The following is a 16,749-nucleotide window of genomic DNA, read 5'->3' on the forward strand; positions in this document are numbered from 1 at the left end:
GTAACTACCATGACTGCATTTTTTGAAACCCTGAAAAAAGAAACCCAAGTGGCTCAACAACAGATGTTACAAGCGCCGATTTTCGCGGCTTGCGCCCGTGGTGAAATTGAATTGGATACTTACGTGAACTTTCTTACTCAGGCGTTCCACCATGTAAAACACACCGTACCTCTATTGATGGCATGTGGTGGCCGCTTACCTGAAAAGTACGAGTGGCTACGTCAGGCTATTGGTGAATATATCGAGGAAGAAAAAGGCCATCACGAATGGATCTTAAATGACATCAAGGCTTGTGGTGCGGATGCCGAAGCAGTGCGAGCGAACTCGGGCAATGGTCGAGTGGGTTCTGCGATTGAGCTGATGGTGGCGTATCTATATCACCAGATCGACCGTGGCAACCCTATCGCTTTCTTCGGCATGGTTTGGGTATTGGAAGGCACCAGTGTGGGTGTCGGTGGCCAAGTCGCAGCTCTGGTCAAACAGACCCTAAACCTGCCAGACAACGCAATGAGCTACTTAACGTCACACAGCGTACTGGACCAAGAGCATATCCAATTGTTTGAGAACTTGATGAACCAAATCACTGATGAGAAAGATCAACAAGCGATTATTGATTCATCCAATATGGTGTTCCAGCTATACGGTCAAATGCTGCAAGAGCTGACTCCAGCTGCAATGCAAAATGCGGCTTAAGGAACAGTTATGGAATTGCAAGACAAACGTGTATTACTAACAGGTGCTTCTGGCGGCATTGGCAAAGAGGTCGCGAAAGCGCTGGAAGCAAAAGGAGCAAAACTGCTTTTGGTTGCGCGTAATGGCAATAAGCTTGAAGCGCTGAAAAACAGCTTAGAGTTTCCCCATCATCATGAAGTTGTGGCGACGGACTTGTCCACAGATGCAGGTTTCGAAAAGGTGAAACAAACCTGTTTGAACCTGTCGCAGAAAGGACAACGTATCGACGTATTGATTAATAATGCTGGCAGCAATCAGTTCAGCTTTCTTGCGCAGAGAAGCAGCCCATCGATTGAACTTGAGATGCGTCTGAACCTATTAGTGCCAATGTTGTTGAGCCAATCTGCGCTCTCTTGGATTAGTCGTCCGGGCATTATCTTGAATGTCGGGTCAACCTTTGGTTCTATCGGTTTTCCCGGCTACACCACTTACTGTGCGGCGAAGTCAGGGTTGCAGCGCTTTAGTGAGGCGTTGGACAGAGAGTTAGACGGTTCAGGCATTCGTACTTTGTATCTTGCGCCACGAGCAACAGATACCACGCTAAACGACCGCTTTGTGAATCAAATGAACCAACAGCTAGGCAATAAGAGTGATTCGCCAGAAGTGGTCGCAGGGCATGTGGTCGACATCTTGGAAAAAGAGCAAGCGGCTCGTTGGATTGGCTGGCCGGAAAAACTGTTTGCTCGTATTAATCAGATCCTTCCGGGCGTTGTTTCTAAATCTATTCGCAAACAACAAGACATCATTCATCACTTTATTAACCAAGTCCATGGCAAGTAACTGAGGGACGAAATATGAAATTTTTACTATCAACTTTAGCTGCTACTATTTGTTTTGCTACAGCCACATCAGCTTTTGGTTCGGGAGCGGATCCGTTAGTCACGATTCAAAAAAAGTGGGCGGTCTGTCAGTATGATTCGAAAGATACGGATAATCAGGTTTACTGCTTAGAAAACTTAATCAAGCGCAACGAAGAAGCTTTGAAACAAGAACCAAACCGCCAAGAGTTGAAAGTATGGTTGGCAATCAACAAGTCGTCGCTTGCGGGGGCTGATGGAGGTTTAGGTGCTCTTTCGTTGGTGAAAGAAGCAAAAGCACTTTTAGAACAAGTGATTGATAAAGCGCCAGAAACGTTAAATGGTTCAGCGTTTACCAGTTTAGGCTCGTTATACTACAAGGTGCCGGGGTGGCCAATTGGATTCGGTGATGATGATATGGCTGAGAAAATGCTCCTCAAAGCTTTGGAAATCAATCCTGATGGCATCGATCCAAACTATTTTTACGCGGATTTTTTAGCGCAGGATGGACGAAAAAAAGAAGCCATCCAGTACTTAACTAAAGCACAGAAAGCGCCGCCACGTACTGATCGACCTTTAGCCGATCAGGGGCGTAAGCAAGAAATAGCAAAATTATTAGGAGAGCTTCAATAACCATGCGGTTACTTTTAGTTGAAGATGACGCATTACTCGGACAATCCATGGTGACTTCACTCAGTCGCCATGGTTATACCGTGGATTGGGTAGACAGAGGCGGTGGTGTTGAAGTTGCTATGAGAACCGAGCAATTCGCTGCCGTCATTTTGGATCTTACCTTGCCAGATATCGATGGGCTGGTTGTTTTGCGAAACCTGCGCCGAGCTGGCTATACCTTACCTGTGTTAATTCTTACCGCACGTGATGATATTGAAGACAGAGTAAAAGGCTTAGATGGTGGGGCAGATGATTATTTAGTGAAGCCATTTGCCCTTGAAGAGTTGATGGCGCGGCTGCGGGTGCTCATTCGTCGTCAATCAGGATACTGTGATGAACGCATCGTTGTTGGACAACTTTCTCTCTCTTTAGCTGAACAAGCCGTTGATTATGATGGAAATAGGCTAAAGTTAACCAATAACGAATTTAAATTGCTCACCGCATTAATGACCCATGCGGGGAGAGTGCTCAGTAAAGACCAGCTACAACAGTCGTTGCACGGTTGGGATGAAGGGGCGAGTGACAATGCCATCGAAGTGCATATTCACAATTTGCGTAAAAAAGTTCCAAATAACCTGATTAAGAATATCCGTGGCGTGGGGTACATCATTGAAAAATAACGTAGAAGCAACTTTTTCTATTAAAAAGCGATTGACGATATCAGTGATCGCGCTTTCATCAGTTTTAATTCTGATTTGTTTGTATTTCAGCTTCTCTTATTCAAAACATGAAATTGAAGAGGTGTACGACGCTCGCCTTGGTCAGTCAGCCAAGATGCTGCTATTGAGTATGCCGATTTCAGAACAACCTATGCAGTCAGGTCAAACGCGTGATTTATTTGATAACTGGATGAAACGCATAGCTCTGCAAGCAAAAGGGGATGACAACCCGACACCATTTGGCCACCCTTATGAGCAACATATTTTAGTTCAGTTTTATATCGCAAATGAACTCATTTGGAGCTCGATTCCTGAAATAGACAACCTCAACCATGACCCTAAGTACGCAGGGTTTGGTTATATGGATATTGAGAATGAACCTTGGCGATATTTCCAACTTCCATTGCCTAAAGCGATGAATACTAAGCATGAGTACATCTTTGTCGCTGAGAAAGAGTCGATTCGTGATGAAATGATGTACGAATTGGCGTTGTCTGCTGCTTTACCACAATTTGTTTTAATTCCGAGTCTGGCACTGCTGATGGTGCTTTTGATTGATAAACATTTTAAGCCTATCTCTGAACTTAAGCGGGCGATTGCTCAGCGCAGTGCGAATAAGCTAGACAGCATTTATGTCGCAAACCCCACGCAGGAATTGTCTCCCCTAGTTACAGCCCTCAATACTTTGTTGAATGAGTTGGATCAAGCTTGGCAAAGGGAAAAACGTTTTACCCGTATGGCAGCACATGAGTTGAAAACACCGCTGACCATACTGCGCCTGAATGCAGAAAACGCTTTGATGAGCCAGAACGAGCAACAACTGAAATCAGATTTAAGCAATATTCTGCAAGGCATCGACAGAACAGACCGCATGATTCAGCAACTTTTGACACTGGCTAAAGTGGAAAGCATCCATGAAATGAAGTTCTTGGTTACGGATCTTTCTAAGCTTTGTCAGTCAGTTATCGCAGAACGCGTACCGCTTGCTCTTAAGCGTCAGCAAGAAGTCTCGTTTGAAGGCGATGGTATTCAAGTGTTAGGCGACGAAGCATTACTGAGAATGCTGCTAACGAACCTGCTTGATAACGCGATGCGCTATTCGGGGGATGGTTCTCAGATCAACATCAGACTGGAAGACAAAGAAGAGTCTGTGAACATCTATGTCAGTGACACTGGGAAAAACATCACTACTGAAACGCGAGAGAAAATGTTCGATAACTTCTATCGAGCCAACACAGAAAAAGGCGACGGTGCAGGGCTTGGCATGTCGATTACCCGCGATATTGCCAGATTGCACCGAGGAAGCGTTGAGCTGCTTCCTCGCGCGGACAGCCGTAACACGTTTTTGGTTGTGCTACCTAAATAAATAGGTTTCTTTCTCTTTGATGTTGCGGCCGTTAAGATTTAAGGCCGTAACATCGCATACCGCCATTGCTGGTCACTTCTGCGCGGCTACCTTGATGCCATGCTCCATCTTCACTGTTCCAAAATGCAAGATGATACTGTTCGCCATCATCATGCCAGAACCCGATAGGTTGATTGGGAAAACTATTTCTGCAAATCAATTCACCTTCAGCAAGAGAGACAGACTTTCCGCTTTGGTCAATGACATCGATATCTAAGCCCAAAGCCGCACCTTGGCATTCTCCTTTATAAACAGGAGAGGTAGGGTTACCAATCACAAAGTTGCCGAGAATGTTGGCATCTCCAGACATGACTGACAGGTGCAAATCGGGTTTGACTTGGTCGTATATATAATCAAATTGTTTGTCTTTGAGCATTTGCCCCGTTGAACAGAGTGTCTTGAGAGAAGTGAAAGCGTAAAAATTGCCGGGTGAAAACTCTTTTTGCTCAAGAGCCTGTAAATAATCTGCCGGAGTCGCAAACAGAGTCACTTCCGCTTCCTGAATGAACTCCCATAATGCACTTGGTTGAGGATAGAGCGGATAGCCATCATAAATGACTAAGGTTGCCCCGCTTGCCAGTGCAGAAACATGCCAGTTCCACATCATCGAGTCACATTCTGTATTGATCAGGACGCGATCATCGGGCTGTATATCGCACTGAAGCTGATGCTCTTTTAAGTGATTAAGTACGGTGCCCCCGACACTGTGAGCGGTGCATCTCGGTGGAGCATTATCTATTTCTGAAAACAGCACAAACAGAGGGTCGTTAAAACCAATACGCTCGTAAGTTAAACCTCGAGGAAGGTAGCTGGAAAGCAGTGATTGCCAGTCGGAAAACGTATCATTGAAATTCACGCTGTATTCGCGTTGCTGTAAATATTCTATCTGGCAGGTATTTTCTATACTTTCAATCGCTTGAACAATTTTAGAATTGCTCTCTTCCATCAGATGATTGCTACCGTTAAAGCTATAACCATTACAGCAGAACAAGATTTTGGGTTGAATTTGCTCAAAGCGAGCGATGGTGTCATCAATATCATCTGAAGGGGAAGTTGATGCCCAGATAGCTCCTAAGCTGGTGGTCGCCAGCATCGCCACAACGGTTTCAGGCATATGAGGTAAACAAGCCGCAACCACATCACCTTTTATCACCCCATTCTGTGTCAGCCATTGCTGAACAATCGATACCTGATCGCTGAGCTGCTGCCATGTCAGCTTCTTGCTTTGTCCACTCTCATTTTTAAACCAGATAGCAACACCTTCCGGCTTTTGGAAAGCATAGGACAGCAAGTTTTCTGCATAATTGAGTTGCGCTTGAGGAAACCAAATCGTATCGCGCGCAGGAATAAATTTTTGCCAACGAGCAATACCTTCACCGTAGATACAGTTACCGCAGAATCCAATCACATCACAGAACTGCCAGATCTCCAGCCAGAACTTCTTTTTATCCGCAACTGACCATTGGTGTAGCTGCTGATAGGTTTCAACCGCTTCACCCTGCATATTAATGTGTTGAATAAACTGCTGAAGATTCGATGCTTGAACTCGCTCTTCGCTGGGTATCCACAATGGGTTTTCGTTAGACATAACTCGCTCAGCCATTCAATTTACTCTGAATAGAGTTTTGACGCAGATCTAGACAAAGTCAAACAACAGCTCACTGATATTTAAGAAAAAAAGAGAATAACTATCGTGATGATTTGGCTTGAGTTGGCTAAGGAATAAAGTTGTTGGCGGATTTTAGTAGGAGACAGGTAAAAAAATAGCCAACTGTAACTAATACAATTGGCTGATATAACATGTGAACAAAATGTATTCACTAACAACGTCAGTTGGCTAGGTGACCCTCGGCTTAATAAGGGTCAACTAATATAAAGCATATTTCATGCCAACTTTTTTAGTGTGATTTTTGGTTATTAATTAATCTATATTGGCGATTTGTGAACGTTTCGTGGAAAAACTTTGCATAATGCAAATGCATAATGCAAAAGTTTGGTCAATTTGCTAGTGATAATCTTAATATTAAAACGTCATTTCATTAAAACCTTGTTAGTTTAATTATGGTTAGAATACTAATTAATATTTATATGTCTTATAAATTTAATTAATCTCAATAATTCCTTTAAAAACAATATTATATGTTTATTTCTCCATCTCATTTCAATATTTAGGGTTGAAATAATCTTTAGTCTTGTTAGTTTATATAAGGAATTTGTTTAGAGTTCTAAATGATTATGTGGCGAACAATGATTACAGCAGCACCTTGGGTCGCATACCCAGAAATTATGCAAAATCTTCAGGAAGATTGGGTTTTTAGAGTACCTACCGCAAGTGATGGCGCAAAAATACATGAGCTTATCTCTCAGTGTGCGCCGCTTGATGAAAACTCAGCTTATTGCAACTTTCTGCAATCAACGCACTTTCAAAGTACTTGTGTTGTCGCTGAGTGTGACGGTGAGATCGTTGGTTTCGTTTCAGCCTATCGCAAGCCGGATAACCCTAGTGAGTTATTCATTTGGCAAGTCGCTGTGCATGAAAGTGCGCGCGGTAAAGGTCTTGCTTTCCATATGCTGAAAGAGATTCTGACCAGAGATGATCTGCAAGACATACAAGTGTTGGAAACCACGATTACTAAAGACAACCTCGGGTCATGGAGCCTGTTTAAGAAATTAGACAGAGTGCATGGAGAGCGTGGTGAAGTATCCACTTTTCTCGATGAAACCCGTCATTTTGAAGGTAAACACGATACGGAATATTTGTATCGAATTCCTCTAAAGCAGCAGTAGCCAAAGGCTATCACTGCAATTCATTCAAGAATCAATAAAGAAGGTTAAAACGCTACGTTATGGATATCTTTAAGAAAAAAGAATCAAACGTTCAATCTTACGCAAAAAATTTCCCCGTTGTTTTCTCCACTGCTAAAGGCAGTTGGCTCTACACCAAAGATGGTGACGCTTACCTAGATTTCTTAGCGGGTGCCGGTTCACTGAACTATGGGCACAACAACGCCATTTTTAAGATGGCACTGCTTGAGTACATCGACAGAGATGGCATTACCCATGGTTTAGACATGCACTCAGAAGCGAAAGCTGAATTCTTAAGTGCATTGCAAACTTATATTTTTGAGCCTCGCTCTTTGAACTACAAAGTACAGTTCACTGGCCCTACAGGTACCAATGCCGTAGAAGCGGCCATGAAGCTTGCGCGTAAAGTGACGGGCCGTAGCAATATTATTGCGTTCACCAATGGCTTCCACGGTTGTTCGTATGGCGCACTTGCCGCGACAGGTAACCAACACCATCGTGGTGGCGCTGGAATGGGGCTGTCGGGTGTGACTCGTCTACCTTATGAAGGTTATGCGGATATCGATGGCTTGGCCTTGTTCGAAACCATGTTGTGTGACAACTCATCTGGCTTAGATAAACCTGCGGCTGTTCTGGTTGAAACGGTTCAGGGTGAAGGTGGCTTGAACGCTGCGTCAAATGAGTGGTTACAACGTTTGGCGAAGATTTGTAAATCACACGACGTACTGTTGATCGTCGATGACATTCAGGCGGGTTGTGGCCGTACAGGCACGTTCTTTAGTTTTGAGCCTTCGGGTATCCAGCCAGATATTGTTACTTTATCGAAATCCATTGGTGGTTATGGTTTACCTATGGCGGTTGTGCTGTTTAAACCAGAACTCGACCAATGGAAACCGGGCGAACACAACGGCACATTCCGTGGTAATAACCATGCGTTTGTCACCGCTGCAAAAGCGTTAGAAACCTACTGGGCAGATGAAGAATTTTCACAGCACATTCAGCAACGTGCTGAGCAGGTGACACAAGCGATCCAAAAAGCGCTTTGTATGTATCCGACAATGTTTACCCGCTTGAAAGGTCGCGGTCTGATGCAAGGTATTGAGTGTCAGAGCGGTGAGATTTCAGACAAGATTGCCCGCGAATGTTTCCGCTTAGGTATGGTGATTGAAACCGCAGGTCCGGATGATGAAGTAGTGAAATTCTTCTGTCCTCTGACTATCAGTGAGTCTGAGCTTGAACAAGGCTTAACTATTTTTGCGCAAGCAGTTGAAAACATCGCATCTCAATACATTAAAAAAGCGTCATAAGGAAAAGTCATGATTGTAAGAACACTAGATGAATGTCGTCAGAGTGAACGTCGAGTCGTTGCGGAAACTTGGGAAAGTGTACGCATGCTGCTGAAAGATGATCAGATGGGCTTTTCGTTCCACATCACCAACATTTATAAGGGCACGGAAACGCATATTCACTACAAGAATCACCTTGAGTCTGTGTACTGCATGTCGGGTGAAGGTGAAATTGAAGTTGTTGGTGGTGAAACTTATCCGATCAAGCCAGGTACCTTATACATTCTCGATAAGCATGATGAACACTTCTTACGTGCTTATGAAGGCGCAGATATGGTGATGGCATGTGTGTTTAACCCGCCGTTAACTGGTGCGGAAACCCATGACAAAGACGGTGTTTACCCGATTGTTGAATAACGCAACGCACCTATTCTCCTTCCTCAATGCAGGAAGGAGAGAACTCGCAAAATAAGAAGTGACTTTTAACCCAACGAGAAGAGGAGACATCATGTATTACACCGTAGAGAAAATCGGTGGTACTTCTATGTCTGCGTTTGACGCAGTTCTTGATAATATTCTGCTAAAACCGAGCAATCCATACGGTCGAGTATTTGTTGTATCGGCTTATTCAGGGATGACTGACGCCTTACTGGAGTGCAAACGCACAGGTAAGTCAGGTATCTACAAAATGATCGCCAAACGAGACGACGCTTGGCGCGAGGCAATATACGAACTTGAGCAACGTATGTTGATGATCAATGAGAACTTGTTCGCCGATCCTATGAGTCGATTGCGCGCAGATAAGTTTATCCGCTCTCGAATTTCTGAAGCAGTAAACTGCATCAATAATATTTTGGAAACCTGCCAGTATGGTCAGTTTTCGTTGCGTCATTATTTGCCACAGGTAAGAGAGTTTCTTTCCTCGATTGGTGAGGCGCACAGTGCTTATAACACGGCGTTAAAGCTCAAAACATTAGGCGTGAATGCTCGTTTTGTGGATTTGTCGGGTTGGAGCAACGGTGCTCAGGGATCGCTTGATGAGGTTATTCAGAAAGCGTTTGAAGATATCGATGTGGAAACCGAGCTACCGATTGTGACTGGTTATGCTTACTGTGATGAAGGCTTAATGAAAACTTATGATCGCGGTTATAGCGAAATGACCTTCAGCCGTATTGCTGCACTAACAAATGCAGACCAAGCGATCATTCATAAAGAGTATCACCTAAGTTCAGCAGACCCTCGTGTGGTAGGTCCGGATAAAGTGCGCCCTATGGGGTTGACCAACTACGATGTTGCTGACCAGTTGGCTAACTTGGGAATGGAAGCCATTCACCCTAACGCCGCAGCGGGTCTTCGTAAGCAAGGTATTGAGCTGCGAGTTAAAAATACTTTCGAACCGGAACACGGTGGCACACTGATATCTAATGTTCATCAGCCTGAAGATAACAAAGTTGAGATCATTGCGGGTCGAAATAAAGTGTTTGCCCTGCACATGTTTGATCAAAGCATGGTCGGAAAAGTGGATAACGTAAGTTATGAGCTAATGGAAATCATCGCTGAAGCCAAAGTGCATTTGGTTGGAAAGGAGATGAACGCCAACTCAATGACTTATTTCCTCAGCGGCAGTTCTGAGAACCTCAATGAGGTGCTTTATAAGGCTGAAAAACGTTATCCGAACGCATCGATTTCTGGAAAAATGGTGGCACTGATCTCTGCAATTGGCGCATCAATCAATACCAATGCGGCATTGAGTTTAGGTATGCAGGCATTAGATAAAGCCGACGTGACACCTATGGCAGCGTATTCATCTATGCGTAACGTTAACGTGCAATTCGTGGTCGAAGATAGCGACTACAACAGTGCCATTTGTGCCTTGCACCAGAAGTTAATCGCTCAGAAAGAAGAGTCGAAACCTTCGGTAAAAGCGGCCTAACGTGTTTATATAACTAACTTGTTTAGGTAAAAAGACGTGCCAATTAAAAAAGGCGTTGAGTGGTTACACTTAACGCCTTTTTAAACACTTGTCACTGGTGCTGTTATTCGCTCTGGTACAGTTCCAGAGGCAGGCCGTCAGGGTCTGCGAAGAAGGTATACTGTTTACCTGTAAACTCATCCACTCTTATCGGCTCAACTTCAACGCCTTGCTGTTCAAGCTTGTTCTTGGCGGCAGAGATATCATCAACACAGAAAGCAAGATGGCGTAAGCCTTGCGCTTCCGGATAGCTTGGCCTTTTTGGCGCTTCAGGAAATGAGAACAACTCAATTTGTGAACCATCTGGCAACGCTAAATCTAGCTTGTAAGAATCGCGCGCTTGCCGGTAATTTTCAGCAATGACTTCTAGTCCGAGAACATCAACATAGAAGGCTTTTGAGCGGGGATAGTCAGAGCAAATAATCGCAGCGTGATGAATTCGTTTTAACATGATGTCCTCGTAACGTTTCAGCGGTTGAGCTTTGGACGCAAATGTTCAAGTGCGTAATCAATAAAGACTCTCAAGCGCGCGGGCATGTATTTGGTTTGAGCATACTGCATAGCAATCGCACCATGGTAGTTACTCTTAATCGTCCACTCTTGTAACAGTTGCACCACTTCTCCGTTGGCAATCGCATCTTGAACCACAAAGTCATGGAAAATCCCGATACCCAAACCATTTTTTGCCCCGTTTAAACGGATCTGAGATTGGTTAACCGCGAAACGACCGGTTACCGCTACAGTGTGGAACTCATCGTCTTTAAGAAAGCTCCAGATATGGTCATGCTCGGTTTCTGCAAGATAAAGGCAATCGTGCTGCGAAAGATCCGTAGGATGCTTAGGTACGCCTCTCTGTTTGAGGTAATCGGGGCTGGCACATAGCACCAAGTTAGTTTTGGCCAGCTCCTTAAGTACCAAGTTTTCGTCCGGTTTATCGGTCAGTTTGAATGCTACATCGACATTGTGTTTGAACAGATCGATTTCACCATCTGCGGCGCGAAGTCTGAGTTTGATCTCTGGATACTGTTTCAGAAACGGCACAACTAGTGGTTGCAAAACGGAGTTAAGGAACGCCTCTGGTGCGGCAACGGTGAGAGTGCCTGCTGCCTCGGTATGATCCGAGCTTGAAAGCTCTACCGCTTGCTGCGCAGCATTCATCATCACCAAACATTGGTCATAAATTTTTTGACCTGCCTGAGTAATGATCAGTTTCCTTGTGGTGCGTTCAAACAGCTTCACCGACAAAGCTTGTTCTAAACGAGTAATAAGTTTACTTAACGCGGACGGAGTAACGCCTAACTTGTGAGCCGCAGCGGTAAAACTGCCTTCATTTACAATTAAGATAAATGTCGCTAAATCAGGAAGTAAGGTAATAAGCTTTGGGTTTAGCATGGTGTTTAGGCGTTCAATGATCGTACAAGTGCAGTGATGATGCGAACTGTATCATAAGAATCACAAGATCTGTTCGGCTAATTCTAACTTATGAGAAGTAGAAATCGTCTATCTTTACAAAATGTTGTGCTAGGGAAAGCTGGAATGAAGAAAACTGAAAAGCGGTGGTATTCGAGATTTGTAATGCCACTACACATCCATTTATCTGTGATGTTTGTCACTGTGGTAGCGGGCTCATGCCTACTGCAAATCTGGGCTTCTTCCAAAAGTATCGACAACATTATTTTTGAAGCCAATCAAACCCTGTTTGAACAAATAGCCACCACAACGAAAGGCGATTTTGAAAAGGTTTTCCAGCCAGCGATGCATGCTATCAGTACCTTAGAGCTCACGCCTCTTAATGATCCAGCTCGTGAAGATGGCCGAATTCCCTATCTCGCCATTTTGCAAAAATTGTTACATACCCAGCCCGGCGTCAATGCTTATTTCATTGGTTATAACAATGGGGATGTATTGGCTGCGTTCAAAAACACTCAGTCGAGTTGGATGACAGACATTCCAGTGCCTAAAAATGCAGAGTTGTTTGGTGTGATGTCTTCCCATGAAAAAGGTTATGCGACACTGTTCTTTTTTAGTGTTGACGGTAATGTCATTGGTTCGCAGATTATCTCCAATAGCAGCTTAGATGCTCGTAAGGAAACTTGGTACCAAGCGGCGCAAAAAAATGAGATGAGTCTGGCGAGGCCGAGGTTCTTTAAAGTTCAACAGCAAATTGGCGTGACGGTGCAAAAGCGATCAGAAACAGGAACGGTTATTGCGGCTGAGATATTGCTATCCAGCGTTTCAAATGTGCTGGCAGGCAGCGCACAAGATCACCCTTCGACAAGACTGTTGTTTGAAAAAAATCAACGCTATATCTACGCCTTCAGTGAAGGCAGCAGCCACCGTCTGTCATTAAGTGAATTGGAGACCATTGACCAGTTACCTTTTCCAAATATCAGATCGTTTATTCTCGATGAAAGCAATGTCGCGAAAGGCTTAAAAACAGAAATGATTGATGATGAGAAGTGGTTTGGCGAAGTGTTTCCCGTTGCGAAAATTGGCGATAAAGATTTCTACTTACTGTTTGCCATAAAAGAAACAGAACTGTTAGATAAAGCCGCCGCCATAAGACATCATGCGATAGCAACCGCGTTTATTCTTGCTCTGCTCGTATTGCCAATTGTTTATATCATGGCGCAATTTATTAGCCGTCCCATTCGTTTAGCCACTCAAAATGCTCAAGACATCAGTCACTTCAAGTTTGATGCGCCAAACTATAAACCCAGCCGAATCCGAGAGATTGTTGATCTTAGTAAAGCGTTAAAAGGGATGAACATCACCATTCACAACTTTTTTGAACTGACCAGAACCATATCGAAACAGAAAGACTCTGTGAGAATTCAGTCGGTGATTAGTGAAGGTTTGGTCAAAGTAACCAAAGCTCAAGGTGCTTTCTTATCGATATGGGATGATAAGGAGGGGAGCTTAGAGGCTCATATCTATTGGGACAGTAAAACCAAAGATAAGAATGATGTCTCTCTTGCTTATTTGGATAGCAACGAAAAGGTTCTCAGCATTTACTCGCAAGTAAACGGTGAAGAGTATTTGATCTATGAAAACTCGCCTGAGTTTGCGAGAAAGCTTCGTCTGCCAGAAGAGATCTGGTGGCTCATGGTGCCGCTTTATAACCGTGAACAGGAATGCATTGGATGTTTGAACCTTGCTTATCTGAACGAGCACAAGCAAGCAATATTAGATGAAACACTTCCACTCACTTTGGTGCTAACTGGCTATACCTCGCTTGCTATAGAAACGAAAAAACACTTGAGAGAGTAAAAGGAACTTTTGGAAGCGTTCATTCGTGTCATTGCGGGTGCTATTGATACCAAGTCTCCCTACACGGGAAATCACTGTCAGCGGGTGCCGGTACTTACAGAACGTCTAGTCACGGCTGCGGCTGAATCGGATTTACAGTCCTTTAAAGATTTTTCGCTCACAGCGGATGATCAGGAAGCGTTGCACATCGCCTCATGGCTGCATGACTGCGGCAAAGTGACAACACCTGAATATGTGGTGGATAAATCAACCAAATTGGAAACCATCTACAACCGCATCCATGAAATCAGAACCCGTTTTGAAGTGCTGAAAAGAGACGCACAAATTGATGCTTATCAGTCGGCATTTGGCACTTTACCGAACGAGCAACAAGCACAGCTGGATGAGAAATGGCGTCAGTTGGATGAAGATTTCGCGTTTATTGCACAAATGAACGAGGGTAATGAGTTTCTCAGCGAAGAGCACCAACAGCGCATTCATGGAATTGCGGGTAAAACTTGGCAACGAACCTTGGATTCAAGATTGGGATTAGGGCTGGAAGAAGCGAAACGTTATCGTGATGAAGACAATGATCTGCCCGTTACCGAATTACTTTTGGCGGATAAGCCGTCGCATCGTATTCCTTGGGAATCGAGCAAAATTCGAGATGCGCGCTTCCAGTTGCAGCCCAAGCAATACAAGAACGATCAGGGTGAGCTTTATAACCTTTGCATTCAACGTGGCACGTTAAACGATGAAGAGCGCTTTATCATCAATGACCATATCATCGAAACCATGATGATGCTGGAATCATTGCCGTTTCCAAGCTCCATGAAAAACATCCCGCTGATTGCTGGTAGCCACCATGAAAAACTGGACGGTAAAGGTTATCCGCAAGGTATTGATGAAAGTGAAATCCCGCTTGCAGGGAAGGCGATGGCGATTGCCGATATCTTTGAAGCACTGACCAGCTCAGATCGACCATACAAAAAAGCCAAGACCTTGTCGGAGTCGCTCAGAATTATGAGTTTTATGGTCAAAGATAATCACATTGATGCTGAACTGTTTGCCTTGTTCCTTAACTCGGGTATTTACATGGAATACGCCAAACAGTTTTTAGAACCTGAGCAGATAGATCAAGTCAACGTGGCGGATTATTTGGCATAGTCTAATCAGCCATCGATAAAGTCCTTTCGAACTTATTTTAAAATGCCGATGGATTTAAGTTTGCGATAAAGGGTGTTACGACTGATGCCAAGCATCTTTGATGTTTGGCTGATGTTACCCTGATTCGCTTGATACGCTTTTAGCAGTTTATCTTCGACGGTGGTTTTTAAATCCACCGCTTCATCTTCAGATTCAATATCAACAACGCGATTGAGCAAAGATTTGCTGATATGCCCCGGAACATGTTCCAGCCCTAGTTCAGGCTCATCACTGGCCAGTAGACAAGCCACTTTCATCATGTTGTCTAACTCACGAATATTGCCCGGCCAATGGTAGCTGGTGAGGAGCTCCATCAGATTGGGCGATAACGACTGAGCGCCAATACGATAAGTTTTGTGAATGCTCTCAATTAGCGCCGCTTTGTCTTGTCGCTCGCGTAAAGCGGGTAGATGCAAAATCAAACCGTTGAGACGGTAATAGAGATCTTGGCGGAAAGAGCCTTCCGCAACCGATTTCTCTAAGTCTTTATGAGTGGCAGCAATGATCTGAATATCGACCGGATAACTTTGGTTTGAACCAACAGGAATGACGACTTTATCCTGAATTACGTGTAGCAAACGAGATTGCGCTTCTAACGGCATATCTGCAATCTCATCCAAAAACAGAATGCCTTTATCGGCTTGTCGAATCTTTCCTTGGTACCCCTTGCTGTTCGCACCCGTAAAAGCGCCTGCCACATAGCCGAACAGTTCAGATTCAATCAGATCTTTGGGTAGAGCCCCGCAGTTTACGCTAACCAGCGCTTTGTTTTTTCGTGAATTTCGCTGGTGGAGTGCCTTTACAAATTCGCCTTTTCCTACGCCCGTTTCACCGAGGATCATTAATGTAATGTCTTTATCAATCAGCTTGTTGGCCTGCTGCCATGCTTGCTCTATGGTGGTGTCACCAAAATGCAGTTCACAAGAAGCTGTATAAGAGTAGTGGGATTGGCGAGGTTTGTCGGTTAACGGGTGTTTCTCAAACACAAACGGTTTTGGTCGCTGGTTAAACACTTCATCAACCGAGTGTCCAACCACAGAGCTTTGCGCCAACAGCTGAGCGGCAATGTGGTTGTGTGCCAGAATTTTTCCACCTTCATCCGCAATAACAATACCTTGCCAGCCACTGTTAAGCAGTGAGCGTTCACAAGCGAGATCAATTCGAGTCGAGCCTTGAGGGATTTCACACAGCAGATGATTCTCAATCAGTTGAACCATGTTCTGCACTAGAACCTGCATCGATAAATCGTGTTTTTGCTGTTCACTGGTGATATCAAGAATACCGAGCAACTCTCCCTGATGAGTGAAAATAGGACATGAAGAACAGCTGATAAAATGGTGCTGCCGAATGTAGTGTTGATTACCAACAACCGTGACTGGGCGGGCTTCCACAATTGCAGTGCCTATCGCATTTGTCCCTTTGAGTTTTTCCTGCCAGCAAGCACCTGATTCCAGCGCAATTTCCGTTAAACGCTCCTTAAATCTGGGATGCCCCCAAGTGGAAAGAATCACCCCTTCTTTGTCGGTTAACACTAAGTGACTGTCACTGTGCCCACACATTTGATTGAAAAGTGGTACAGCATGCCTTTCTACCGCAGAAATTAATGACGTGGCTAACCATTTGCGCTCTTTGAGCTCGTAATTTGGCAAGCGAATATGCTCAGGACGACTTCTTTGAGTGAGTCCTGCTTCTTCACTTCGATGCCAAGATGTTGATAGCCAATCTTTAACTGTTTGAATTTGCATAACTGTTCCATGTTGTGACAGTAGCAGTGTGTCATTTTGGGACACTGGAACAATGGGTGGCAGTACCCAAACCGCGATTCCATTGCCACTTAATGCTTGTGATCATTTTGTTAATCATAGCTTTACAACTTATTAACAACAAGCCGGACAAGTTTGGCTTGTGATTTGCGTTAGCACTATCAGCAAGTGTGAATAGCAACACTGCAAACCCTAACAATAAC

General features: G+C 44.2%; 14 protein-coding genes and 1 pseudogene. 11 read left to right on the forward strand and 4 right to left on the reverse strand.

The window, feature by feature from the left end; all coding sequences use genetic code 11:
* The first annotated feature begins 9 nt into the window (after nt 1–9).
* Genes AAGA51_RS21860 through AAGA51_RS21880 form a run of 5 tightly spaced genes read left to right on the forward strand, consistent with a single transcriptional unit; the run spans nt 10 to nt 4,226 of the window.
* Nucleotides 10–693: a TenA family transcriptional regulator gene (locus tag AAGA51_RS21860; protein WP_042479718.1), complete on the forward strand. Its 684-nt coding sequence runs from the start codon at nt 10–12 to the stop codon at nt 691–693.
* A 9-nt stretch (nt 694–702) separates the two neighbouring features.
* A complete protein-coding gene (locus tag AAGA51_RS21865) occupies nt 703–1,512 on the forward strand; it encodes an SDR family oxidoreductase (protein WP_042479720.1) in 810 nt (269 codons plus the stop codon).
* A gap of 14 nt (nt 1,513–1,526) precedes the next feature.
* Nucleotides 1,527–2,162 carry a tetratricopeptide repeat protein gene (locus AAGA51_RS21870; RefSeq protein WP_156101991.1) on the forward strand — a complete coding sequence of 212 codons (636 nt, stop codon included), beginning with the start codon at nt 1,527–1,529 and terminating at the stop codon, nt 2,160–2,162.
* A gap of 2 nt (nt 2,163–2,164) precedes the next feature.
* On the forward strand, nt 2,165–2,821 hold the full coding sequence (locus tag AAGA51_RS21875) for a response regulator (RefSeq protein WP_042479721.1): 657 nt from the start codon (nt 2,165–2,167) through the stop codon (nt 2,819–2,821).
* Nucleotides 2,811–4,226, forward strand: a complete 1,416-nt coding sequence (locus tag AAGA51_RS21880) for an ATP-binding protein (RefSeq protein WP_042479928.1) — start codon at nt 2,811–2,813, stop codon at nt 4,224–4,226. The genes AAGA51_RS21875 and AAGA51_RS21880 overlap by 11 nt, the downstream gene beginning before the upstream one ends.
* A gap of 43 nt (nt 4,227–4,269) precedes the next feature.
* Here the strand turns inward: AAGA51_RS21880 and AAGA51_RS21885 are convergent.
* Nucleotides 4,270–5,853: pseudogene (locus AAGA51_RS21885) on the reverse strand (AMP-binding protein); the annotation flags it as partial.
* Between the two features lie 647 nt (nt 5,854–6,500).
* Here AAGA51_RS21885 and ectA point away from each other — a divergent pair.
* The 4 genes from ectA to AAGA51_RS21905 all read left to right on the forward strand — a co-directional run bounded on the left by ectA (nt 6,501) and on the right by AAGA51_RS21905 (nt 10,289).
* On the forward strand, nt 6,501–7,052 hold the full coding sequence (gene ectA, locus AAGA51_RS21890; RefSeq protein ID WP_042479932.1) for a diaminobutyrate acetyltransferase: 552 nt from the start codon (nt 6,501–6,503) through the stop codon (nt 7,050–7,052).
* Between the two features lie 59 nt (nt 7,053–7,111).
* Nucleotides 7,112–8,377: a diaminobutyrate--2-oxoglutarate transaminase gene (ectB, locus tag AAGA51_RS21895; RefSeq protein WP_042479722.1), complete on the forward strand. Its 1,266-nt coding sequence runs from the start codon at nt 7,112–7,114 to the stop codon at nt 8,375–8,377.
* A 9-nt stretch (nt 8,378–8,386) separates the two neighbouring features.
* Nucleotides 8,387–8,773 carry an ectoine synthase gene (locus AAGA51_RS21900; protein ID WP_042479723.1) on the forward strand — a complete coding sequence of 129 codons (387 nt, stop codon included), beginning with the start codon at nt 8,387–8,389 and terminating at the stop codon, nt 8,771–8,773.
* Nucleotides 8,774–8,864: 91 nt separating this feature from the next.
* Complete coding sequence (locus tag AAGA51_RS21905; RefSeq protein ID WP_042479726.1) at nt 8,865–10,289, forward strand: aspartate kinase; 1,425 nt, start codon at nt 8,865–8,867, stop codon at nt 10,287–10,289.
* Nucleotides 10,290–10,392: 103 nt separating this feature from the next.
* Here AAGA51_RS21905 and AAGA51_RS21910 read toward each other — a convergent pair whose 3' ends face one another.
* Both AAGA51_RS21910 and AAGA51_RS21915 read right to left on the reverse strand, forming a co-directional pair.
* Nucleotides 10,393–10,779, reverse strand: a complete 387-nt coding sequence (locus tag AAGA51_RS21910; protein ID WP_042479728.1) for an SMU1112c/YaeR family gloxylase I-like metalloprotein — start codon at nt 10,777–10,779, stop codon at nt 10,393–10,395.
* A 17-nt stretch (nt 10,780–10,796) separates the two neighbouring features.
* Complete coding sequence (locus tag AAGA51_RS21915) at nt 10,797–11,720, reverse strand: LysR family transcriptional regulator (RefSeq protein WP_042479730.1); 924 nt, start codon at nt 11,718–11,720, stop codon at nt 10,797–10,799.
* A gap of 144 nt (nt 11,721–11,864) precedes the next feature.
* Here AAGA51_RS21915 and AAGA51_RS21920 point away from each other — a divergent pair, with 144 nt between their 5' ends.
* Together AAGA51_RS21920 and AAGA51_RS21925 are read left to right on the forward strand one after the other, a co-directional pair.
* Nucleotides 11,865–13,598 carry a HAMP domain-containing protein gene (locus AAGA51_RS21920; RefSeq protein ID WP_052404529.1) on the forward strand — a complete coding sequence of 578 codons (1,734 nt, stop codon included), beginning with the start codon at nt 11,865–11,867 and terminating at the stop codon, nt 13,596–13,598.
* Nucleotides 13,599–13,607: 9 nt separating this feature from the next.
* Nucleotides 13,608–14,744 carry an HD-GYP domain-containing protein gene (locus tag AAGA51_RS21925; protein WP_052404530.1) on the forward strand — a complete coding sequence of 379 codons (1,137 nt, stop codon included), beginning with the start codon at nt 13,608–13,610 and terminating at the stop codon, nt 14,742–14,744.
* Between the two features lie 32 nt (nt 14,745–14,776).
* On the opposite strand, the gene AAGA51_RS21930 is transcribed toward AAGA51_RS21925, so the two are convergent.
* Nucleotides 14,777–16,528 carry a sigma-54-dependent Fis family transcriptional regulator gene (locus AAGA51_RS21930; RefSeq protein ID WP_042479731.1) on the reverse strand — a complete coding sequence of 584 codons (1,752 nt, stop codon included), beginning with the start codon at nt 16,526–16,528 and terminating at the stop codon, nt 14,777–14,779.
* Nucleotides 16,529–16,749: the final 221 nt, after the last annotated feature.

This window comes from Vibrio diazotrophicus (assembly GCF_038452265.1).
Classification (GTDB): domain Bacteria; phylum Pseudomonadota; class Gammaproteobacteria; order Enterobacterales; family Vibrionaceae; genus Vibrio; species Vibrio diazotrophicus.